The organism is Streptomyces xingningensis (genome assembly GCF_054957865.1).
The window spans coordinates 50,287-72,982 of the sequence record NZ_JBDJPF010000024.1 but is presented as its reverse complement, the minus strand read 5'-3'; the positions used below and the strand labels follow the sequence as shown (position 1 = coordinate 72,982).

Below are 22,696 nucleotides of genomic sequence, written 5' to 3'. Positions count from 1 at the left end.
ATCGATGGGACCGGATAATGGAGCTGCGGCAGATAGAGCACTTCCTCACCCTGGCGCAGGAGCGGCACTTCACCCGCGCCGCCCAGCGGCTGCACCTGGCGCAGTCCACGCTGTCCTCGTCGATCCGGATGCTGGAGCGGGAGCTGGGCCAGCCGCTGCTGGTGCGCACCACCCGGCGGGTGGAACTCACCGCGGCGGGGCGGGCGTTGCTTCCCGCGGCGCGGGCGATGCGGGCGGCGGCCGGGCAGGCCAGGGCCGCGGTGGCCGAGGTGGGTGCGCTGCTGCGGGGGCGGATCGACCTGGGCCTGATCCAGACGCTCGACGCGCTGGAGATCCCCGCGCTGCTCGCCGAGTTCCGCGCAGCCCACCCCGGTGTCGAACTCCGGCTGGTCCAGGGCGATTCGGCCCGCCTGATCGAGGGCGTCCGCAGCCTTGAGTACGATCTGGCGCTGGTCACCGACGACGGGCGGCGGGACGCCGAGGTGGCGCTGACGACGATCGCCGAGGAGCCCCTGGTGCTGGTGACGGCGCCCGGGCATCCGCTGGCCGGGCGCGGGCGGGTTCCGCTGCGGGACCTGGCGCCCTACCCCTTTGTCGATTTCCGTGAGCGGTCCAGCCTGCGCACCCTCATCGATGCGGCCTGTGCGCAGGCGGGTGTCCGGCGGCAGGTCACCTGCCAGGTCGAGCACATGCCCGCACTCATCGAGCTGGTCGCCCACGATCTGGGCGTCGCCCTGGTGCCCCGCGGCACCGCCGATGCCGCCGCCTCGCGGGTGTCCTCGGTGCCGGTGGCCCCGGAGATCTCCCGGACCGTCGCCGTGGCCACCGCCACCGCCGGGCCGGTCGAGCCGGCGGCCCGGGTGCTGCTGGATCTCCTCAAAGACCGTGCCGGTCCAGGAAGTCCTGGATCAACTTCTGCCAGTCCTCGGGACGTTCGGACATGACCAGATGCCCCGTCTCGATCTCGGCGTACTCGGCGCCGGGGATGCCATTGGCCAGCATCCGGGAGTTGGCGGGTGAGATGAGCGTGTCGTGGGTGGCGGCGATGACAAGGGTCGGTATGGAGATTCCCGGGAGGTCGCCGGTGGTGTCCGCCTCCCTGATGACGGTGGACTGCTCCAGGGCGCCGGCGAGCAGGGTCTCGGCGGTCAGCTCGTAGAGCGGCGGTATCAGGTCGGACGGGAGGTCGTTCAGGAACTCCTGGCTGAAACCGGTCAGTACGGTGAATCTGGCGAATGCCCCGAGATCGCCCGCGGTGAGGAAGGTGCGCCACAGGTCCAGGGAGGCGGTCAGGCGGTTGTCGGGCCTGGCGAGGCCCGCCGTCAGCACCAGCCCGCGGACGCGCTCCGGGTGCCGGGCCGCGGCCCGTACGGACACCAGGGTGCCCGCCGAGAAGCCGATCACCGTGCAGGTCTCCACCCCGGCCCCGGTCGCCGAGGCGACCAGGGCGTCGGCGAGACCGTCGAGGGTCAGCGGCCCGGCCGCCCGTGGAGTGGCCCCGGAGCCCGGGTAGTCGGGGGCGACCACGGTGTGCTGCCGGGCCAGGGCCGGGATGAGCGCACCGTAGTTGGCCTGGATGCTGCCGCCCGCGCCATGCGCGAGCAGCAGGCCGGGACCGGATCCGGTGACGGTGGTGGCCAGGGGCGGGAACGACTGTGTCATGCAGGCAGGTTGGCATGCGGCTGCGGGGAACAGACCGAACCTGAGGGGTTCTTTACAGGTCGTGCAACAGGTCGTGCAACAGGTCATGCATACGGCGAGGGCCCCGCTCCCCGGTGAACGGACGCTGTTGGTTAAAGCGGGGCTGCGCGTGACGTCGGTCTTCAAGACGAGGTTGTGGTCTTGAAGACCGACGTTGTCGTTGGGGTGGGTGCGGGTGTCGTTGTGTCCGAGTGGGCCGGGTGGGATCCCGGCGGAGACGGTGCGGGTGGCGCGGGCGGCCTTCCCGAAGGGCAGTCTCGCGATCCGGGTCCGTGACGAGCTGGGTGTGCTGTTCCGAGACGAGGAGTTCGCGGATCTGTTCCCTGCCCGGGGCAGGCCCGCGTGGTCGCCGGGCCGGCTGGCGCTGGTGCTGGTGTTGCAGTTCGTGGAGGGGCTCACCGACCGGCAGGCCGCGGAGGCGGTGCGGGCCCGGATCGACTACAAATACGCCCTCGGGCTGGAGCTGGCTGATCCGGGCTTCGACTTCTCGGTGCTGTCGGAGTTCCGGGACCGGCTGGTCGAGGAGGATGCCGGACCGCGGGTGCTGGACGCGATCCTGGCCGCAGCCCGGGACAAGGGCCTGCTGGCCAGTGGCGGCAAGGCCCGAACGGATTCCACGCATGTGCTCTCGGCAGCCCGCGAGCTGTGCTGGCTGGAGATGGTCGCCGAGACGCTGCGGTCAGCGCTGAACGCGCTCGCCGTCGCCGCCCCCGACTGGCTGGCCCAGGTCGCCGAGCCGGACTGGTTCAAGCACTACGCCACCCGGGCCGAGGACTCCAGGTTCCCTAAGGCCTGGACCAAGCGGGAAGAGGTCGGCCGACGGATCGGGACAGACGGTATGCGACTTCTCCAGGCCGTGACCGCGCCCGACGCGCCTGCCGGGCTGCGGGCGGTGCCTCAGGTGGAGGTTCTGCGGCAGCTGTGGGTCCAGTGCTTCCACCTCGTCGACGGCGAGGTGAGGCGGCGGGCCCCAAAAGACCGGCCACCGGGCGTGAAGCGCCTGGTCACCCCCTATGACATCAAGGCCCGCAACGGCGCGAAGCGCGACATCTTCTGGGACGGATACAAGGTCCACCTCACCGAGACCTGCGGCGCCGACGCCCCGAACTTGATCACCCATGTCGCCACCACCGATGCCACGGTCAGCGACTTCGACATGGTCCCGGCCGTCCATGCCGGTCTCGCCCGACGACGACTACTGCCCGATGAACACTTGGTCGACACCGGCTATGTCACCGCCCGGCACATCGTCGCCGCCCGGCGCGACCATGGCATCGACCTGGTGGGACCGCTGATGCCCAGCCCCAACGCCGCCTGGCAGGCAAAGACACAGACCGGCTTTCCCATCGGCGCGTTCACCATCGACTGGGACCTCCACAAGGTGACGTGTCCCGGCGGGAAGACCAGCACTCGCTGGGCGAGAGAACTGGTCCGTGACAAGACCGAGATCCGGGTGCAGTTCGCCAAGACCGATTGCGGGCCCTGCCCGGTCAAGGACTCCTGCACCCGCGGACCGCGGCGCAAGCTGACCTTCCAGGACCAGGAGATCCATGAGGTCCTGCACCAGCGCCGGGCCGAACACCAGACCGATGATTGGAAGGCGCGCTACCAACTCCGGGCCGGCGTCGAAGGCACCATTTCGCAAGGTGTCCAACGCTGCGGCCTGCGCAGATCCCGCTACAAGGGGCTCGCGAAGACCAGCCTTCAGCACCAGCTCACCGGAGCAGCGATCAACCTCGCCCGCATCGACGCCCACATCACCACAAGCCCCCGGGCACAAACCCGCACCAGCCACTTCGCAGCGCTTCGCCCCGTCGATCAAACGATCGACGGGGCGAAACAGACCCCGCTTTAACCAACAGCGTCCGGTGAACGGAGAGCGGGGCCCAACGGCCGTATCGGCGAAGGGGGTCAGAAGCGCCGGGTGATCAGCGCCCGCTTGACCTCCTGGATCGCCTTGGTGACCTCGATGCCACGCGGGCAGGCGTCCGTGCAGTTGAAGGTGGTGCGGCAGCGCCAGACGCCGTCCTTGTCGTTGAGGATCTCCAGGCGCTGCTCACCCGCCTCGTCCCGGGAGTCGAAGATGAAGCGGTGCGCATTGACGATCGCCGCCGGGCCGAAGTACTGGCCGTCGTTCCAGAACACCGGGCAGGAGGAGGTGCAGGCCGCGCAGAGGATGCACTTGGTGGTGTCGTCGAAGCGCTCGCGGTCCTCGGCGGACTGGTGGCGCTCCCGCGTCGGCTCATTGCCCTTGGTGATCAGGAAGGGCATCACATCCCGGTAGGCCTGGAAGAACGGCTCCATGTCGACCACCAGGTCCTTGAGGACCGTGAGGCCCTTGATGGGCTCGACGGTGATCGGCTTGGCCGGGTTGATGTCCTTGATCAGGGTCTTGCAGGCCAGGCGGTTCTTGCCGTTGATGCGCATGGCGTCGGAGCCGCAGATGCCATGGGCGCAGGAACGGCGGAAGGTCAGCGAGCCGTCCTGGTCCCACTTGATCTTGTGGAGGCCGTCGAGGACCCGCTCCTTGGGGTCGATCTCCAGCTCAAAGTCCTGCCAGGTCGCCTGGTCCGAGACCTCCGGGTTGAACCGGCGGATGCGGAAGGTGACCTTGATGCTGTGCGAGGTCTGCGCCTCCGCCTCGAGCTTGTCGAGAGTCGCGGTGCTCATCAGTACTTACGCTCCATCGGCTGGTAGCGGGTCTGTACGACCGGCTTGTAGTCGAGGCGGATCGAGTCCTTGCCGTCCGCGTCGACCTCGCGGTACGCCATGGTGTGGCGCATGAAGTTGACGTCGTCGCGGGTGGGGAAGTCCTCGCGGTAGTGACCACCGCGCGACTCCTTGCGCGCCAGCGCGGACACGGCCATCACCTCGGCCAGGTCGAGCAGGTTGCCCAGCTCGATGGCCTCCAGCAGGTCGGTGTTGAAGCGCTTGCCCTTGTCCTGGATGGACACGTTCTTGTAGCGGGCCCGCAGTTCGGCGACCTTCTCGACGGCCGTCTTGATGGTCTGCTCGGTGCGGAAGACCATGACATTGGTGTCCATGGTCTCCTGCAGCTCCTTGCGGAGTTCGGCCACCCGCTCCTTGCCGGTGGACTCGCGCAGCCGCTCGACCTGGTCGATCACCAACTGCGCCGGGCTGTCGGGCAGTTCGACGAAGTCGGCCTGCTGCGCATACTCCGCGGCGGCGATGCCCGCGCGGCGGCCGAAGACATTGATGTCCAGCAGCGAGTTGGTGCCCAGCCGGTTGGCGCCGTGCACCGAGACACAGGCGACCTCGCCGGCCGCGTAGAGGCCGGGCACGACGGTGTCGTTGTCGGCCAGCACCTCGCCCTCGACATTGGTGGGGATGCCGCCCATGGCGTAGTGCGCGGTGGGCTGGATGGGGATCGGGTCCGTGTAGGGCTCGATGCCGAGGTAGGTGCGCGCGAACTCGGTGATGTCCGGCAGCTTGGCGTCCAGCTGCTCCGGCGGCAGGTGGGTGAGGTCCAGGTAGACGTGGTCGCCCTCGGGGCCGCAGCCGCGGCCCTCGCGGATCTCGGTGTAGATGGAGCGCGAGACCACGTCGCGGGAGGCGAGGTCCTTCATGACCGGCGCGTACTTCTCCATGAAGCGCTCGCCGTCCTTGTTGCGGAGGATGCCGCCCTCACCGCGGGCGCCCTCCGTCAGGAGGATGCCCATGCGCCAGATGCCCGTCGGGTGGAACTGGAAGAACTCCATGTCCTCCAGCGGCAGACCACGGCGGTAGCAGGCGGCCTGGCCGTCACCGGTCAGGGTGTGGGCGTTGGAGGTCACCTTGAAGAACTTGCCGGTGCCGCCGGAGGCGTAGATGACCGACTTGGCCTGGAAGAGGTGGATCTCACCGGTGGCCAGCTCATAGGCGACCACACCGGCGGACTTCCGGACGCCGTCGACCTCGGTGAGCAGCTGGTCGAGGACGTAGAACTCGTTGAAGAACTCCACACCCTCCTTGACGCAGTTCTGGTACAGCGTCTGCAGGATCATGTGGCCGGTGCGGTCGGCCGCGTAGCAGGCGCGGCGGACCGGGGCCTCGCCGTGGTTGCGCGAGTGACCGCCGAAGCGGCGCTGGTCGATGGTGCCGTCCGGGGTGCGGTTGAACGGCAGGCCCATCTTCTCCAGGTCGAGGACCGCGTCGATGGCCTCCTTCGCCAGGATCTCGGCGGCGTCCTGGTCGACCAGGTAGTCACCGCCCTTGATCGTGTCGAAGGTGTGCCACTCCCAGTTGTCCTCCTCGACGTTCGCGAGGGCGGCGGCCATGCCGCCCTGGGCGGCGCCGGTGTGGGAGCGGGTCGGGTAGAGCTTGGTGAGGACCGCCGTGCGGCTGCGCTTGGTCGACTCGATGGCCGCGCGCATCCCGGCGCCGCCGGCGCCGACGATGACGGTGTCGTACTTGTGGATCTTCATGGTCGCGTCAGCCCCGGGCCTAGGAGATGTTCGGGTCGAAGGTGAAGATCACCAGCGTGCCCAGCAGGACGGTGAACACCGTGGCGGTGTACAGCAGCATCTTCAGCCAGAAGCGGGTGTTGTCCCGCTCCGCGTAGTCGTTGATGACCGTACGCAGGCCGTTGGCGCCGTGCAGCATGGCGAGCCACAGCATCAGCAGATCCCAGGCCTGCCAGAACGGCGAGGCCCAGCGGCCGGCCACAAAGGCGAAGCCGATCTTGCTGACGCCGCCGTCCAGCACCAGCTGGATCAGCAGGTGGCCGAGGACCAGGACGACCAGCACGATGCCGGACAGCCGCATGAACAGCCAGCCGTACAGCTCGAAGTTGGTGCGGGTGGACCGTTGAGACGCTGACGTCTTCTTGGTGCGCTTGCGGGGTGCCTCGATGACCGGGGCCGGGTGGTCGGCGTCATAGAGCGGGACGTCGCTCACGGAGGGAGCCTGGGCTTCAGTGGACATGTCTTGCGTCAGCTCCCGAACAGCGTGCGCAGCGTGTGCTGGAGCACGGGGTAGAAGGCGCCGGCCATCAGCACGACCCAGATGCCGACAACGGTCCACAGCATCTGCTTCTGGTACCGCGGGCCCTTGGACCAGAAGTCCACGGCGATGACGCGGAGGCCGTTGAGCGCGTGGAAGAGGATGGCGGCGACGAGGCCGTACTCCATCACGTTGACGACGGGTGTCTTGTACGTCGCGACGACATTGTCGTAGGCCTCCGGAGAGACCCGAACGAGAGCGGTGTCGAGGACGTGCACGAACAGGAAGAAGAAAATGAGGACGCCGGTGACTCGATGAGCCACCCAGGACCACATGCCTTCCCGGCCGCGGTACAGCGTTCCAGCCGGCACGGAAAACCCTCCGGGAGCGGGGACAGGGGACCAGCCGGCTTCGTGTCGGTCGGGCCCGGCCGGGTACGGTCCACCGGCCCTGGCCATCGTAGCGACGCCTTGTCGGTTCGGTCGCGCGGGGTGCGGCCGGTGTGATCAAACAGGCACGTACGGGCCGGTGCAGCCCGGCAAGTGCCATGCTGTGGTCATTCGTAAGGGTTAAGCATCGGGCGTGTATTCGATGATCAATGTAGTAAAAAGCACTACCTTGCCCAGAAAAGTGAGGTTTTGCGATAGGACTGCCCGTGAGAATCACCCGCGCCTCGGCCGTCCGGGGAACCGTCACCGCCGCCGCCCTCGTCGCCACCCTGAGCATCATGGGCTGCCCGCGCTCCACCCCCGGCGGCCAGAGCCAGGACGACGCGCGCTCCCTCCAGGCGGCACCCTCGTCCGCCTCCCCGCTGCGGCCGGTGCCCGCGGTGGCCCCGCACACCATTCCCTCCGTACGCTCCTTCACCGCGCGCACCGGCCCCGGCTGGCGGCCCACCCCCGGCACCCGCGTCATCACCGACCCCAAGGGCCCCCTCGGCCCCGAGGCCCGGAAGCTCGCCGCCGAACTGGGGTCCACCGCCGCCGCCCCGCCCGCCCGCTCCGCGGACATCGAGCTCGCGCTGCGCCCCGGGCAGGGCCCGGAGGCGTACGAGCTGACCACCCACGACCACCGGGTGCTGATCACCGCCTCGGACCCGGCCGGCGCCTTCTACGGCACCCGCACCGTGCTCCAGGCCGTACGCACCGGGGGCGGCCTCCCCGAGGGCGTGCTGCACGACGCCCCCGACCGGCCCCAGCGCGGCCTCAACCTGGACACCGCGCGCAAGCACTTCACCGCCCAGTGGATCGAGGCCCGGCTGCGGGAGCTGGCCGACCTCAAGCTCAACCAGTTCGGCCTGCACTTCTCCGACGACCAGGGGTTCCGGATCGAGAGCGAGACCCACCCGGAGATCGTCTCCCCGGAGCACCTCAGCAAGGACGAGGTCCGCCGCATCGTCGCCCTCGCCACCTCGCTGCACATCACCGTCATCCCCGAGATCGACTCGCCCGGCCACCTCGGCGCCGTCCTCAACGCCCACCCCGATCTGCAGCTGAAGGACATCAACGGAACCGTGGTCCGGGGCGCCATCGACATCGCCGACCCCGAGGCGGCCCGCATCATCGACGACCTGATGCGCGAATACGCCCCGCTCTTCCCCGGCCCCTACTGGCACTTGGGCGGCGACGAATACCGCGCGCTGGCGGCCAGGGATCCGCAGAGCTCCTACCCCCGGCTGGCGGAGGCCGCCCGCCGCCGGTACGGGCCCCGGGCCCGGGTCCAGGACCTGGCCACCGGCTGGCTGGACGACCGGGCGGCGGTGGCCCGCTCGCTCGGCAAGCGGCCCAAGGCCTGGAACGACGGCTTCTTCCGGGGCGGGATCGCCGCGGGGGACAAGGGGATCGAGGTCGAGTACTGGACGGGCCGCGAACTGGGCGCCCGGGACCCGCAGGAGTACCTCGACGAGGGGCGCACCGTCGTCAACCTCAATGACGAGTACCTCTATTACGTGCTCGGCGAACCCAACAACTTCCGCTATCCGACCGGGGAACGCATCTACCGCGAGTGGTCGCCCGCCGTGCTCCGGGGCACCGCGCCCGTGCTGCGGGGGCTCGGCGCGGCCGACCGGGTGCCGGGCGGCCGGCTGGCCATCTGGTGCGACCGCGCCACCGCGCAGACCCCGGAGCAGGTGGCCGCCGGCATCCGGCTGCCGCTCGCCGCGATGGCGCAGCGACTGTGGGATCCTCGGGCGCCACAGGGGAGTTGGGGCGAATTCAGTGCACTGGCGGGACGGGTGCGGTGAAGGAGGCGGGACGGGGCGAGACTCCGCTAGCCTCCCGGGCAGGAAACCCGTCCCGCGAACGAGGGCCCCACCGATGAAGATCGAATTCCTGCTCCACAACGCGTACGGGATCGGCGGAACCATCCGCTCGACCGTCAACCTCGCCACCGCCCTCGCGGACCGGCACGAAGTGCGCATCACCAGCGTCAACCGCCCGGCGGACCAACCCGAGCTCGCCATCGACCCGCGGGTGCGCCTGACCCCGCTGGTCGACCTGCGGGAGGGCACCGAAGGCGACGAATACGCGTCCCCGCTCAACCAGCAGCCCAGCGAGGTCTTCCGCGACGAACGCATCGACAACGGCCGGATGGCGGCCACCGCCCTCACCGACCAGCGCGTCGCCGCCCACCTCGCCGCCACCGACGCCGATGTCGTCATCGCCACCCGCCCCAAGCTCATCGGCTACCTCGCCCGGCACGGCAGCGACCGCTATCTGCGCATCGGCCAGGAACACCTCACCCATGAGGCACACCTCCCCGAGCTGCACCAGGTCATGGACCCGGCGATCGCCGCCCTGGACGCCTTCGCCACCGTCTCCGAGGCGGACGCGGGCCACTACCGGGACGCCCTCCCGGACGCCGGGGCGCGCATCCTCGCCATCCCCAACGCCGTTCCGGCGCCCGCCGCCCAGCCCTCCGACGGCACCTCCAGGACCATCGTCTCGGCCGGCCGCCTGGTGGCGGTCAAGCGCTATGACCGGCTCATCGCCGCCTTCGCCCAGATCGCCGCCGAACGCCCCGGCTGGAACCTGCGGATCTACGGCCGGGGCCCGGCAAAGGCCAAGCTCCGCAAGCAGATCGAGGAACTCGGCCTCTATGAGCGCATCACCCTGATGGGCGCCCGCTCGCCCATCGAGACCGAGTGGTCCAAGGGAGCCGTCGCCGCCGTCGCCTCCGACGCCGAGTCCTTCGGCATGACCATCGTCGAGGCCATGCACGCCGGGCTCCCGGTCGTCGCCACCGACTGCCCCTACGGACCCCGCGAGATCCTCACCGACGGCACCGACGGCATCCTGGTCCCGCTGGACGAGAAGGACACCATCGACGCCTACGCCGAGGCCCTCCTCAAACTCACCGGCGATGCCGGACTCCGGGCCCGCCTCGGCGCTGCCGCCCGCACCGCCGCGCACCGCTATGAACCCGACACCATCGCCCGCCGCTATGAGCAGCTCTTCGAGGAACTGCGCCCCGGGTCGACGGCGGCCGGCGCCAAGAAGGGCGGCTTCCTGCGCGGCCTGCTCGGCGCCGGACGCAAACCGCGGCCGGCCGCCGGACCCGGCAAGGCGGCCGAGGTCACCAACCCCGAGGCCCGGTGCGCCGTCGACGCCGATGGCTCGCTCACCGTGCGGCTGCGCGCCGACCAGCTCACCCCCGCCGACACCCATCTGCTGCTGCGGCACCGCGGCAGCAAGGGCAAGGAGAGCATCCGGGTGCCGCTGCCCGGCCAGCGCCGCGAAGCGGGCGACTGGATCGAGGCCCGCGTCGAACGCGCCGCGCACACCCTGTCCGAAGGCCGCTGGGACAGCTACACCGAGCGCTCCGACGACAAGTCCCGCCGCCGCCTGACCGCGGCCCTGGTCGAACAGAAGGCGCTGCTCGACCTGGCGCCCGCCGCTGCCGCGTTCACCGCCTGGGTGCCGTACGAGACCAACGACGGCTTCCTCGCCGTCCGCACCTGGCAGCGCCCCGAGCACGCCGAGGCCACCGGCGTCCGGGTCGGCGAGGACGGCATCGCCGTCACCGTCCGCACCCATGGCACCGTGCTGCGCGAGGGCGCCGAACTGATCGCCCGGCTGCGCGACGGGGACGGCTCGGCCGGTGACGTCCGGGTGCCGCTCGAGGACGGCACCGGGGTGCTGCCCCATGAGCCGATGCGGCAGCGGCACCACCCCGAGCAGGACCTGTGGGATCTCCATGTGCGGCCGGCCGCCGGAGCCGCGCTGGTCCGCGTCGGCCGCCTCACCGGTGACTTCGCCGACCGCAAGGGCATCGACACCTTCCCGGCCGCGAGCTGCGGAGAGGTGCGGCTGCGCCCGTACTTCACGGTGACCAACGACCTGACGATCGCGGTCAAGGACGCGGCCGCGGAAGAGGTGTAGCGCCCGGGCGCCGGGACGGATGACGGACGACGGCCGGGACCGCCACCCCCCACCTGATTAGTGCGTAAGTGGGCCCCTGACCAGGAATTTTGTCGACCGGTTGGGGGTCCGCCTCTTAGTCCTTGTGCTGCCTCTATCCCGCTGTTTCTGACTGTTCTTGGCCGCTACTGGTCATGCGCTGGTCACGCCGCCCGGACAAGGCGAAGCCCCGCCGATGTGATTCGGTGGGGCTTCTCTCGTCGGATCAGCGAGGGTCTAGCGGGTCCTGTGCGTGGGCGTAGTAGCCGTGCAGCCACCAGCCAGCCGCCTCCACCGACGGGACGGCCGCGGAGACCGTACTCCCCCGGGGGCTCACACCAGGACCAACAACCCAACCATCGGTGTCTCGCGCGGCTTCCACCCATCCGTGCGCGGGGTTGTCGAGCTGACCCTCATGCAGGGTTCCGCTCGTGCACTCCGTGGCCTCGTTCAGGATGGCCGCGTAGGGCCCTGCCTGTCGTCTACTTCCCCTAATCGGGACCCAGGGACTTATGACTGGATCAGGTCGGATGGATCGGTGTTGGCACCACACAGCACTACCGCCACCGTTTCCCCCGCCTCCGGTACGTACACCCCGCTGGTGAGTACGGAGAGCGCACAGGCTGCGCCGTGCTCGACCGCGATGCGGCGGTGGTCCCACAGGGCTTGCCGGGCACGCACGATCTCGGTGTCCGGCACGAGCAGCGACCGTACGTCACCGGTCTGGGCGGCGTGCAGGGCCATCTGTGAGGTGCGGCGGGCGCCGAGGGAGTCAGCCGCGACCGAACCCACCGGGACGTCGACAACTCGTCCGGCCTCAATCGCCGCGTTCAGGGCGCGGCAGTTTTCGGGTTCTGCAGCGACGACCCGAACACCGTGCTGGTGGGCGGCTGTTGCGATGCCGGCGAAGAGGCCGCCACCGCCGACAGCAACCACTACCGTGCCTAGCCCGGGCACCCTGCCCCGGATCTCGTCCAGGAGGGTTCCGGCGCCGGCGGCGATCAGGGGATTGTCGTAGGCGTGCGAGGCGAGTGCCCCGGTTTTGACGGTGAAGGCTTCGCAGGCGGCCAGGGCCTCGGCGTACTCGGCACCTGTCCGCCGTACGTCGGCCCCGTACATCCGCAGACGGGTGGCTTTCACCTTGGGGGCGGTCTCGGGCAGGAATACGGTCGCCTTCACGCCCTCGGCCTGGGCCGCCCAGGCACACGCCAGCCCGGCGTTCCCGCCAGAGGCGATGGTCACCCCTGCCTTGGGCAAAGTGCCCGCCTCACGGTGCGCGACGATGAAATTCCGGGCGCCACGGGCCTTGAACGAGCCGGTGTGCTGCATGTACTCCAGCGCCAGCCACACCGCGGTGTCAGGACTGCCGGTGGCACCGCGGTCCACAGGGGCTACGGTCACCGGGCGGACGTGCCCCGAGATCCAGTCGGCGGCGGCCTTAATGTCGTCGCACGTCAGCGGTTCCACAGTTGGTCACTCCTGTTCAGGACCAGGTGATGAGCTGGCCGGTGGTGGTCAGGGCGAGGAAGAAGGCGAACGCTAGCCGCCTTCCCCGGAGGTTGGGGCCCACCTCGTGGAAGTTCACCGGGTTGAACATCAGCGCGTCTCCCGGCTCGGGGACTACCGTCACTTTCTGGCAGCCCCGGACCGTCTCTTTGGCGTACCCGTAGGCGGTGCGGTGCTGTTCGTCGGCGGGTTCCCACCGATGCCGCCACACCGTGGTGGCGCCGCCACCGTCAGGCGCGGCGATCCACACGTTGAACGCGAGCTGAGCAACGATCTCCTGATCGAACAGACCGGAAGGGTATTCGCGGCCGATGTCGTCGTAGTGGATCAGTGCGCCGTGGTTGATCTCCCGCAGCGTGCCGCCGAACACGGCCCGGCCGCGGATGGTCGCCGGGACAACAGCAGCGCCCCACGCAGTGCCGAGCCTGGCGAGGGACACGGCAATCGGGTCGGGGCGCATCCCGGCCCGCTGCCACGCAAGACGAGCTGCCTCGGCTGCTTCCCAGTAACTGGGCTCGTCCAGTTGCCCCTTGGGTGTGCGGTGGTCGTTCAGTGCGGGGCCGAAGCGGACGATCGGAATGGGAACCCGCTCCGGGTCGTAGCTGGCGGTCGGGAGTTGGTCCACCGACTTCGACACTGCGTCGCACGCCTCTTCGTCGAGGAAGTTGGGGACGCGCACGGCTGCGACGGTACCGGCGGCGAGATTCGCCAAGTGCCGGTCAATGAAGGCCACGACGTCAGTCGCTACGAACAGCGGGTCGAGCACAGTGGAGGTGTGCATATCTTCTCCTGACGATTGGTGGGTTGGGTGGTTCTGCTCGCCTTCCTGCTGTGCGCACCCGCCCGGCCGGATCGTCCTCACCAACAAGGGGGCGACCGGGCGGGCGTTGGCGCCTGCCCCTCCGCTAGAGGGAATGGATCGGTGGCTCTTGAGTCGGCAGGGGGACGGGGCCTAGAAGTGGCTGGCGCCGCCGTGAACGGCGAACCAGACCTCAATGCACGACGCGCAGGTGATCATCGCGATCAGTAGTGCCAACGACCTTTCCGTCACCGCTCGGTAGTTGAGTCACCGTGGCGCCTCCTTGTGCGCCTCCCGCTGGTGGTCCTTCAGAGCGTCGCTGTACTTCGCCGCGGTGACAAAGTCCTTGCGTTCTACCGCTGCCCCGATGGCGCCCTGGAAGCGGTTGCACACGCCGCATTCGTCGTCCGGTGGCGTCGGCGGGTTGGTGCGCGGGCCGCCCGTGTGCGGCAGGAGGATCATGGGCTTCAAGGGCCACATGGGCGGGGCCGTCAGCATGAGTGCTCCTCAGACGGCGATCCCGGCGACTGCACCGACTTCTGCTCCTCACGCCGCTTCTGCACACACACGGCACAGGAACACGGCGGGAAGGCACAACTCCCCTGATCCACCCCTTCCTTGACGGACGCCACACACGCCGTCGCCCCCCACGTGCGACCACCGTCCCGTGACACCCTCATCGTCATCTTCACGGACGGCCGGTCACCCAACTGGCCTCTGCGATAGGTCATCGAACAGCCTCCGACGAGGACTCCCCGGCCGACGACCCGAACGACGGCTCGCCCACATAGACGGCGAAGGCGGGCAAGGCAAGCATCCAATCCCGGAACCACTGCCCGCCCTGGGCCGAGTAGGCGATCTCGCCCTCGCTCCGGGCAACGAGCCCCGACACCTCCCGCGTCTTCAGCAGGCGCTGGACCTTGTGCCAGGCCCTCCGGTCGGTCCGGATCGAGGTCAGGTGCGCACGGTCGTAGTACATGGCGCGCACAACCCAGTCACGGGCCTCGGCCTGAGCGCGGACGTACGCCATTACCTCTTTGGGGTCGCGGCCGTCGTGGATGCAGGCGTAGAGAGCGACATGCACCCGATCAGGTAAGCCGCTGGCTGCGTTCGCGATGTTGCGGCGCCGAGCCTTGTTGGACGACTGATTCATGCGCTCGCATCCCTCGGTCTGGTTCGTCATCGGTTCTCCACCCGATGCATCACGCTTCACATTCCTCTCAGGTATGCCTTGGACCGGTCGGATCCGGTCGAGGGGCGGCGGTGCGCCGCGAAGTCAACTCGGCGCCCACAACGGGACCCTGGCCATTTCCGCGCCATGAACGTACGGTCGAGGCAGATGCGATAGGACTGACTGCGAGTACGTGTTCCGAGGGTGAACACGCTCGGGGAGCCACCATGACTACGAGACCGGCAGCACGTCGCCGCTCCGTCACTGGCGCCATCACTGGTTACGTCTTGCGCCTGGCCCGTGAGGGCATCCCCTGCACACAGGCGGGCTTTGCCGAAGCCTTGGATGTGGACCTCGCCACGGTGCAGGGCTGGGAATCAGGACGCCGCCCACTGACCAACATGAGGGCTGGGGCGTTGTTAGACCTGCGGCGACGGCTACCAGCCCTAGGAGCAGATCAGGCAGTCGTCCAGCTCCTCGACCCAGCCATGGACGCCGATCGAATCATTGGCGCCACCCTGAACCCACCGCGGCAACCTGAACAGCACCCCCTAGCGGAATGGGTGCACACGCGGAGCACTGCACACATGATCGCTTGGGCCGTGAACGGGACGCCACCGCCCTTGATCGCCAGCTTGCCGAGATCTTCCCGGCGAGGCGCTGTACCGACCAGCCCGCAGCTTCCGGCGCAGGAGAAGCACGAGCTGTTCTCGCACCTGCGCGACACTGCCGAAGCAGCTCATCGAGCGGGCGATGCCGCAGCCCTGCTTCGCCGCCAGGCGCTATACCTCACCTCGTATGACCGGGACCCCGGGGCGCCGGCTTGGACTTCGCACACCCTGCACCGCCGACGAGGAGTGCTCGCCGTCCGCGGTTGGTCAGCGCACTGGGCAGAAGCCCGTTCGGTCGCCACGGCGCTTGCGCGCCAGGGGGACCAGCAACCTCTGCTGGACTTCATTGACCGGTCCTTGGCGGACGATGACGCGGCCGAAGCGGCGAACCTCAACTACTGGGCCTACTGGCTTGGAGCGGGCAGTGCTCCCCAGGCGGATGACGGTTTCATGCTCGATCACGACCTCGCCGACTGGGATCCGGTGACGCTGCTCCGGCGCCTCATACAAGGGCTGGACGAGGCGCCAACCTACGTAGAGCTATACGCACATTCCCTCTGGGCCCTCTTCCATGCGTTCCCATGGTTGCCTCAAGCAGCACCATCCCTTGGCCTAGCCCTCAGAGTTCACACCGAGCGGATCCTTGACGAGGGAGGTATCTCTCCAAGGGCTCGACAGGAGTTGGGGATGGTGACATACCTTCTACGCGAGAACCCCAACTGACAATCGGAGGGCACCATATGACGGACGACATGGCCCACGCCGACGGCACGGCCGGCTTCCTGTTGGAAATGGGAATGCTGAAGCGGGCCAAGAGGTCTGGATGGTGGATCGCTGGAGTGAAGGATCCGGAGTCGATCGCAGAGCATTCGTTCCGGGTGGGAATCGTTGGTTCGGTGCTGGCGATGATGGAGGGTGCCGACCCCGCCAAGGTGGCTCTCATGTGCCTATTCCACGACACCCAGGAGACCCGAGTCGGGGACATCCCGCACATCGGGCGCCGGTACTTGAGCGCGGCTTCGAACGAGAAGGTAACCACGGACCAGGTCTCTGCCGCGCATCCTGCCGTGAGGGCCGGTGTCGGGCACATCGTGAGGGAGTATGAGAACGGCACAAGCCTGGAGGTTCTCTGCGCCCGTGATGCCGACAAATTGGAATGCCTCATCCAGGCTGTGGAGTACCGAGAACAGGGTTACCAGAACGTTCAAAACTGGATCGATACCAGCCGTTCTAGGCTCAAGACGGCTTCAGCTCAGTCCCTTGCTGAAGCGGCCTTGCAAATGACCTCGGTGCAGTGGCAGGAAACGTATCTTCCCTGAGTGGACCAGGAAGCATGAAATAGGAATCCCTGACCCGCAGCACCCCATTCCCCCTTTCAGGACCCCCTCTTTCGGGAGGGGGTCCTAACTTGTTTCCATCAGGGCGACCCTTTTATTAAGAAACTCAAGGACGTGACCGACGACGACCTTGACGTCCTGTACCGCAGGCTAGAAACGGTGCCGCACCCGAGTAAGGGGGGGTAAGCCCTTGGGTGCCAAGTCGGTTCGGCACGTTCACAACATCTTGTCGGGCGCGTTTCAGGCTGCGGTGGCGAAGAAGCTGATCCCGGCTAATCCGGCGGCCACCGCCAAGCCGCCCACTGTCCGGCAGATCAAGGCACAGCAGCGCAAGTTCGTGACGCTCGACGACGCGGGTACCACCCGCTTTCTTGAGGACATCTGGAGACCGTGCGGACGACGCGGCTGCGGCCCGCTGCATCACTGCACGCGCGATGCACCGCTGTGGACGACCTACACCGCGACGGGGGTCCGCCGCAGTGAGGCCCTGGGCATGATGTGGGACCTCATCCACTGGGAGGACTGTGCGATCGAGCTGGAGTGGGTCGTCGTCGAGGTTGGCCACAAGAGCGTCCTTCGGCGCCTCACCAAGGATGGGGATGACAATGCCATCATCTACGTCGATCCGGCGCTGATGGGCGTGCTCAAAGTACAGCGGGAGCGCCAGCAGGAATGGAAGGAGCGGCTCGGCTCGCGCTGGGTCGAACGCGGTCTCGTCTTTGCCCGCGACGGATACAGGCTCCATGACGCCGGGCTCAGGCCGGGAGATCCGCAGGATGCCGGTCAGGTCAGTGCCCGCTGGCGTAAGGCCCGCACTCGGCTGGATCTCCCGGAGAGGTTCCGTGTTCACGACTGGCGGCACAGTAAGGTCACGAACGACCTGGAAGCCGGAGAGAACCCCGTCGAGGTCTCCGCGAATGTCCGGCACCATTCGCCGGGCTACACCATGGCCCAGTACGGTAAGCGCCGGGTCGAAGGGGCCCGCAAGTCGGCGTCCGGTACGGCTCAGCGCATTGGCCTGGGGAACATCGAGCCACCTGGCCGCGTTGGTCACGCCGCTGGTCACGCTGGCGGGTAGCAGCCCGCATAGCCCCAGTTCAGGGCATGGAAGTAACGGACGACGGCCGGGACCGCCACCCCCCACAGGAGAGGTCACGGCCGTCATCCAAGTGCGGACCCTGGTGGGGTACGCACTTCCTTCAGCGCCGGACGCCCGGATTTCGTCACACCGAGCGTTGCACAGGGGTTCGCCCCGGGGCGTCGGCTCGTCTGGACGCGGCGGGGTCACTGCCCGTAACGTGCGGGTCCGCTGTGCCGGGGTTCTCTGGGGGTTCGAAAAGATGTATCCGTGCGGTAACTGCCGTGCCGCCGCCGTGGGTCAGGACGGCCGCTGTGCCGTATGCGGTGCCCAGGGGCAGCCGCCGCTGCCCCCGGCGCCGCCGATGGCCGGGGTGGATCTGCGCCGGGGCGTACGGGTCGCGTTGAATGTGCTGTTGACCCTGACTCTGCTGGCGCTGCTGCTGCTGGCCGTGGCGCGCTTCCAACAGCGCGGTGCGATCACGGCCGTTCTCGACGAGAGCCAGGGCGCCGCCAAGCGGGCCACCGACGCCGACGCCCTGTTCGATGTGGCCTATCTGGCGTTCGGTGTGCTGCAACTCGCGACGGCCGCGCTGTGGGTGGTCTGGTTCCGGGACGTCCGGCTCAATGCCGAGGTGTTCGCGCCCGGCAGGCACCGCTTCGGCAGCGGCTGGGCGGTGGGCTCCTGGTTCACGCCGGTGGTCGGCTACTGGTTTCCCAAGCAGATCGCCAATGACATCTACCGGGCCAGTGCCCCCGGCGGGCCGCAGCGCGCCCCCAGGGGACTGCTGAACTCCTGGTGGGTGATGTACCTGGTGGGGTATCTGGCCAGCACCTCGCTGAATGTGGTCTATGTGGTGTTCGACGCGATGATGCGCGATGACGTCGACCACGACAACTTCGACAACTGGCACCGCTATGCGCGGTGGATGAGGACCTTCGCCGGTCTGAGCGCCTTCGGCTTTCTGCTGTACGCGGTCGCCGGGGTGCTCGCTCTGCTGGTCATCCGGCAGTTGACCAGCATGCAGCAGCAGCGTGCGCTGGCCGGGCCGCCGTTGCCGCCGCCGCTGCCCCCGCCGGTGCCCTATGGTCTCGCCCCGGGGTATCCGCCCGCCTATGGCTACGGATATGGTCCGAACACCCAACAATCGAACCCATATCGCAATGGTCCTACGGGTTACTGAGCCAAGAGTTCTGCAAGTGGTGCAGGATGTGTGTGTGCAGGGGGATGACGCTGAGCTGACCGTCGCGGTGCGCGCGGCACAGGGCGGGAACGAGACGGCCTTTCGCACCGTCTACCGGTCCGTACAACCCCGCCTGCTCGGATATGTGCGCACGCTCGTCGGTGACACCGACGCGGAGGACGTGACCTCCGAGGCATGGCTCCAAATAGCCCGTGACCTGGGCCGGTTCACCGGGGACGCCGACCGGTTCCGCGGCTGGGCCGCCAGGATCGCCCGCAACCGCGCGCTCGACCACATACGGATGCGCGGCCGGCGCCCGGCCATCGGCGGAGACGACAGCGAACTCGCCGGCCGGGCCGGGAACGCCGACACCGCGGGGGAGGCCCTGGAGGCCCTGGGCACCGGGCGCGCCCTCGCCCTCATCGCCCAACTCCCGCAGGACCAGGCCGAGGCCGTGGTGCTGCGGGTGGTCGTCGGCCTCGACGCCAGGACCGCCGCCACGGTGCTGGGCAAACGGCCCGGCGCCGTGCGCACCGCCGCCCACCGTGGCCTGCGGAGGCTGGCCGAGCTGATGACGGCGGCCACCGAGGCGACGGCGGTGCGGGGACTCAGGGCACAGGACGCCATCCCCGCGCAGCGGCGGTCACCCAGCGAAGTGCCGGTTTCTCGTGGTGTGACGCAATTGCCTGCGCGGACGCAGAAGGACATGTGATGGCGGACGACCATGAGCACGGCTGGTTGGATGAAGGCGCCGCCGAGCGGCTGCGGTTGGATTCGACGCTGATGGCACTCCGGACCCTCGCGTACCAGGAGTCCGCCCCCGGCACAGCCCTACCCGGAGAAACACCTCTACCCGGAGAAGCACCTCTACCTGGTGAAGAAGCGGCACTGGCCGCCTTTCGCGCCGCACGTTCCGAACGGTCGGTACGAAATGAGCGCATGGGCGGCACCGCACCGGCCGCCCGGGAGAACGACCGGAAACCGGAAATACGCACCGCCCCCACACCTCACACACCCCGCGCCCCCCGTGCACCACGCGGCAGTGCACTGCGCCGCCCCGCCAGGGCGGCACTGGTGCTGGCGGTCGTCGGCTGTGCGCTGAGCGGTGTCGCGGTCGCCGCCGGTGTGGTCGCACTGCCCACCCCCTTCGGCGGCGCCGACCGGCGGCCGACGGCCGCCTCCAACGTCCCCAACTCACCCGGACCCGGCCCGCATACCGCCGGCCCCGGCCTCCGGGACGATCCCGGCGGCACCTCGGGCCGGGCCGACGACGCCCCGCGCCCCCGGCCGGGCGCGTCCGGCACCGACCGGCGCGGCCCGTCCGCCGGCCCCGACGCCGGCCCTTCGGTGTCCCCCGAGGACCGCGACGGCACACCGGACGAGGGCGGCGCCTCGCCCGAACCGGAGTCCAAGCGCACCAAGCTGCCCCGTGCCCGGGCCATCGAGATCTGCCGGCGCTACCTCGCCGAGGACTCCCGGGAGGAGGACGAGAGCGCGCTGCGCACCCTGGAGCGCACCATCGGCGGAGCCGCCGAGGCCCGCGCCTACTGCGAGGACCTCCTGCGCGACTACGGCAACGGCTCCGACGGGGACACCACCGGGGACGACGGGGAACAGGGCGGTACGGGAGACGACGGGGACGGCACGGACGACACCGAGGGCGATCACCCGGCCCCGCACAGCCATGGCCCCTGGCAGCCTCCCGCCCCGCCGCGCAACCAGAGCCGGGGCCGGACCCCCGCACCGCACTCCGCATCGGATCCGAGTGTGACGTTTTCCTCCGGGCTGACGCTGTAGGAAGTGGGCCGACTGGTCATCGGCCGCGCATGAGCCGCTGTTCCCCCCATACCGCCGGCTCTGCGCAACGGCGCGGGCGGGGCGAATCCCCCGGCCCTGCCCGCGCTCCGTGCCGCTTCCCCGAGACCGCTTGGGCCGCCCAGGGTGGCCTGCGCGTCTCCTGACACGCCCGCCCGCCCGCCGCTAAGGTCCCTGCACTGGACTGCCGGTCGGCGGGAGGCGCGAACCCATGACACACGACCCGGAAACCACCCGGACCACCGAGTCCGGATTCCCCATCCGGCCCGTCTACGGCCCCGGGGCACTCGCCCACTGGGACCCGGACGACAAGCTCGGCGAACCCGGCTGCTACCCCTTCACCCGGGGCGTCCACCCCACGATGTACACCGGCCGCCCCTGGACCATGCGCCAGTACGCCGGCTTCGGCACCGCCGCCGAGTCCAACGCCCGCTACCGCCAGCTCATCGAGCACGGCACCCACGGCCTGTCCGTCGCCTTCGACCTGCCCACCCAGATGGGATACGACTCCGACGCGCCCCTCGCCCACGACGAGGTCGGCAAGGTCGGCGTCGCCATCGACTCCCTCGAGGACATGCGGGTGCTCTTCGACGGCATCCCCCTCGACCGGGTCTCCACCTCGATGACCATCAACGCCCCCGCCGCGCTCCTGCTGCTGCTCTACCAGCTGGTCGGCGAGGAACAGGGCGTCGACGCCCGGAAGTTGACGGGCACCATCCAGAACGACGTCCTCAAGGAGTACATCGCGCGCGGCACCTATATCTTCCCGCCCGCACCCACCCTCCGCCTGACCGCCGACATCCTCCGCTACTGCAGAACCGAACTCCCCCGGTGGAACACCATCTCGGTGTCCGGCTACCACATGGCCGAGGCGGGCGCCTCGCCGGCGCAGGAGATCGCCTTCACACTGTCCAACGGCATCGAGTATGTACGCACGGCCATGGCCGCCGGCCTGGATGTCGACGACATCGCCCCACGGCTGTCGTTCTTCTTCGTCTCCCGCACCACCATCCTCGAGGAAGTCGCCAAGTTCCGGGCCGCGCGCCGGATGTGGGCCCGGGTGATGCGCGAGGACTTCGGAGCCCGCAACCCCAAGTCGCAGATGCTCCGCTTCCACACCCAGACGGCGGGCGTCCAGCTCACCGCGCAGCAGCCCGAGGTGAACCTGGTGCGGGTCGCGGTGCAGGGACTGGCCGCCGTGCTCGGCGGCACCCAGTCCCTGCACACCAACTCCTATGACGAGGCCATCGCCCTGCCCACCGCCAAGGCCGCCCGCCTGGCGCTGCGCACCCAGCAGGTGCTCGCCCATGAGACCGATGTGACGGCGACGGTGGACCCCTTCGCCGGCTCCTATGTGGTGGAGTCCCTGACCGATGAACTCGAGGCCGCCGCCCTCGCCCTGATGACCCGGGTCGAGGACCAGGGCGGCGCCGTCGCCGCCATCGAACGCGGCTTCCAGAAGGGCGAGATCGAGCGCAATGCGTACCGCATCGCCCAGCAGACCGACAGCGGCGAGCGCGTGGTGGTCGGCGTCAACCGCTTCCGGCTGGACGAGGAGGAGCCCTATGAGCCGCTGCGGGTGGACCCCGCCATCGAGTCCCGGCAGCGGGAGCGCCTCGCCGCCCTGCGCGCCGGCCGGGACGGGCGCGCGGTCGAGGCGGCGCTGGGCGCCCTGCGGACGGCGGCGGGCGGTACGGACAACGTCCTGCTCCCGATGAAGGACGCCCTGCGCGCCCGGGCCACGGTGGGCGAGGTGTGCGGTGCGCTGCGCGAGGTGTGGGGCTCCCATGTCCCCACCGAGACCTTCTGACGGGTCAGGCTGACGGGTCAGGGGGTGTCAGTCGAAGGGGCGGTGCAGCACCCGGTCCTCGCCGAATCCCGAATCCGCGAGGAAGTCCTCGAGCATCTCGCGCGGTTCCCGCTCACCGATCGCGGTCAGGGCGTAGCCCTGGTTCGGCGAGTTCTCCACCTCCTTGACCAGGGCGGCCAGCATTCCGCTGTCGAGCCGGAAGGCGAAGGTGTACCAGGGCCCGAGGTCGTCCTCCGACAGGTCATGAGGGCCCCACCGGGATTCCGCGGCCTGCGTGGTGATGTCGATGAGAGCCACATACTTCTGTGGCTTTCCCTGGAAACTGGAGACGTCGATCCTGCGCATGC

The 22,696-nt window shown here is 69.1% G+C and carries 21 protein-coding genes; 11 read left to right on the top strand and 10 right to left on the bottom strand.

Translation table 11 applies throughout. The features are described 5' to 3' along the window. Positions 1–17: 17 nt before the first annotated feature. Positions 18–944 (top strand): LysR family transcriptional regulator, encoded by a 927-nt coding sequence (locus ABCR83_RS15070; RefSeq protein ID WP_462695490.1) that lies wholly within the window; start codon positions 18–20, stop codon positions 942–944. Here the strand turns inward: ABCR83_RS15070 and ABCR83_RS15065 are convergent. Continuing rightward, on the bottom strand, positions 877–1,662 hold the full coding sequence (locus ABCR83_RS15065) for an alpha/beta fold hydrolase (protein WP_462695489.1): 786 nt from the start codon (positions 1,660–1,662) through the stop codon (positions 877–879). The genes ABCR83_RS15070 and ABCR83_RS15065 overlap by 68 nt on opposite strands. A gap of 214 nt (positions 1,663–1,876) precedes the next feature. Here ABCR83_RS15065 and ABCR83_RS15060 point away from each other — a divergent pair, with 214 nt between their 5' ends. Continuing rightward, entirely contained in the window at positions 1,877–3,556 is a 1,680-nt protein-coding gene (locus tag ABCR83_RS15060) for an IS1182 family transposase (RefSeq protein ID WP_462695488.1), read from the top strand. A gap of 56 nt (positions 3,557–3,612) precedes the next feature. Here the strand turns inward: ABCR83_RS15060 and ABCR83_RS15055 are convergent, their stop codons facing one another. From ABCR83_RS15055 to sdhC, 4 genes are read right to left on the bottom strand one after another with little or no spacing between them, the layout of a single operon-like run. After that, positions 3,613–4,371 (bottom strand): succinate dehydrogenase iron-sulfur subunit, encoded by a 759-nt coding sequence (locus ABCR83_RS15055; protein ID WP_462695487.1) that lies wholly within the window; start codon positions 4,369–4,371, stop codon positions 3,613–3,615. Beyond that, positions 4,371–6,125 carry a succinate dehydrogenase flavoprotein subunit gene (gene sdhA / locus ABCR83_RS15050; RefSeq protein WP_462695486.1) on the bottom strand — a complete coding sequence of 585 codons (1,755 nt, stop codon included), beginning with the start codon at positions 6,123–6,125 and terminating at the stop codon, positions 4,371–4,373. Before sdhA ends, ABCR83_RS15055 begins: the two co-directional genes overlap by 1 nt. A 19-nt stretch (positions 6,126–6,144) precedes the next feature. Beyond that, positions 6,145–6,624 (bottom strand): succinate dehydrogenase hydrophobic membrane anchor subunit, encoded by a 480-nt coding sequence (locus tag ABCR83_RS15045; RefSeq protein WP_462695485.1) that lies wholly within the window; start codon positions 6,622–6,624, stop codon positions 6,145–6,147. Between the two features lie 8 nt (positions 6,625–6,632). Beyond that, a complete protein-coding gene (sdhC, locus tag ABCR83_RS15040) occupies positions 6,633–7,013 on the bottom strand; it encodes a succinate dehydrogenase, cytochrome b556 subunit (RefSeq protein WP_462695484.1) in 381 nt (126 codons plus the stop codon). A 356-nt stretch (positions 7,014–7,369) separates the two neighbouring features. Between sdhC and ABCR83_RS15035 the strand changes: the two genes are divergently transcribed. Next, positions 7,370–8,884, top strand: a complete 1,515-nt coding sequence (locus ABCR83_RS15035; RefSeq protein WP_462695518.1) for a beta-N-acetylhexosaminidase — start codon at positions 7,370–7,372, stop codon at positions 8,882–8,884. 73 nt (positions 8,885–8,957) lie between these two features. Continuing rightward, the gene (locus tag ABCR83_RS15030) at positions 8,958–11,021 is read left to right on the top strand and encodes a glycosyltransferase (RefSeq protein WP_462695483.1); all 2,064 of its coding nucleotides are present in this window, start codon (positions 8,958–8,960) and stop codon (positions 11,019–11,021) included. A gap of 528 nt (positions 11,022–11,549) precedes the next feature. Here the strand turns inward: ABCR83_RS15030 and ABCR83_RS15025 are convergent. The 4 genes from ABCR83_RS15025 to ABCR83_RS15010 form a co-directional block, all read right to left on the bottom strand. Beyond that, a complete protein-coding gene (locus ABCR83_RS15025; protein ID WP_462695482.1) occupies positions 11,550–12,506 on the bottom strand; it encodes a threonine/serine dehydratase in 957 nt (318 codons plus the stop codon). Between the two features lie 16 nt (positions 12,507–12,522). Then, complete coding sequence (locus tag ABCR83_RS15020) at positions 12,523–13,311, bottom strand: L-gamma-glutamyl-L-propargylglycine hydroxylase BesE (RefSeq protein ID WP_462695481.1); 789 nt, start codon at positions 13,309–13,311, stop codon at positions 12,523–12,525. A gap of 300 nt (positions 13,312–13,611) precedes the next feature. Further along, positions 13,612–13,842: a hypothetical protein gene (locus ABCR83_RS15015; protein ID WP_462695480.1), complete on the bottom strand. Its 231-nt coding sequence runs from the start codon at positions 13,840–13,842 to the stop codon at positions 13,612–13,614. A 229-nt stretch (positions 13,843–14,071) separates the two neighbouring features. After that, positions 14,072–14,527, bottom strand: a complete 456-nt coding sequence (locus ABCR83_RS15010; protein WP_462695479.1) for a hypothetical protein — start codon at positions 14,525–14,527, stop codon at positions 14,072–14,074. Positions 14,528–15,483: 956 nt separating this feature from the next. Here ABCR83_RS15010 and ABCR83_RS15005 point away from each other — a divergent pair. From ABCR83_RS15005 to ABCR83_RS14975, 7 genes are all read left to right on the top strand, one after another. Then, positions 15,484–15,849 (top strand): hypothetical protein, encoded by a 366-nt coding sequence (locus tag ABCR83_RS15005; protein WP_462695478.1) that lies wholly within the window; start codon positions 15,484–15,486, stop codon positions 15,847–15,849. 17 nt (positions 15,850–15,866) lie between these two features. Further along, on the top strand, positions 15,867–16,445 hold the full coding sequence (locus tag ABCR83_RS15000; RefSeq protein ID WP_462695477.1) for an HD domain-containing protein: 579 nt from the start codon (positions 15,867–15,869) through the stop codon (positions 16,443–16,445). Positions 16,446–16,653: 208 nt separating this feature from the next. Beyond that, complete coding sequence (locus ABCR83_RS14995; RefSeq protein WP_462695476.1) at positions 16,654–17,541, top strand: tyrosine-type recombinase/integrase; 888 nt, start codon at positions 16,654–16,656, stop codon at positions 17,539–17,541. 262 nt (positions 17,542–17,803) lie between these two features. Beyond that, the gene (locus ABCR83_RS14990; protein WP_462695475.1) at positions 17,804–18,724 is read left to right on the top strand and encodes a DUF4328 domain-containing protein; all 921 of its coding nucleotides are present in this window, start codon (positions 17,804–17,806) and stop codon (positions 18,722–18,724) included. 34 nt (positions 18,725–18,758) lie between these two features. After that, positions 18,759–19,436: an RNA polymerase sigma factor gene (locus ABCR83_RS14985; RefSeq protein WP_462695517.1), complete on the top strand. Its 678-nt coding sequence runs from the start codon at positions 18,759–18,761 to the stop codon at positions 19,434–19,436. A gap of 227 nt (positions 19,437–19,663) precedes the next feature. Continuing rightward, the gene (locus ABCR83_RS14980) at positions 19,664–20,521 is read left to right on the top strand and encodes a hypothetical protein (RefSeq protein WP_462695474.1); all 858 of its coding nucleotides are present in this window, start codon (positions 19,664–19,666) and stop codon (positions 20,519–20,521) included. Positions 20,522–20,750: 229 nt separating this feature from the next. After that, entirely contained in the window at positions 20,751–22,349 is a 1,599-nt protein-coding gene (locus tag ABCR83_RS14975) for an acyl-CoA mutase large subunit family protein (RefSeq protein WP_462695473.1), read from the top strand. A 27-nt stretch (positions 22,350–22,376) separates the two neighbouring features. On the opposite strand, the gene ABCR83_RS14970 is transcribed toward ABCR83_RS14975, so the two are convergent. Beyond that, entirely contained in the window at positions 22,377–22,694 is a 318-nt protein-coding gene (locus ABCR83_RS14970; protein WP_462695472.1) for a hypothetical protein, read from the bottom strand. Between the last annotated feature and the right edge of the window lie 2 nt (positions 22,695–22,696).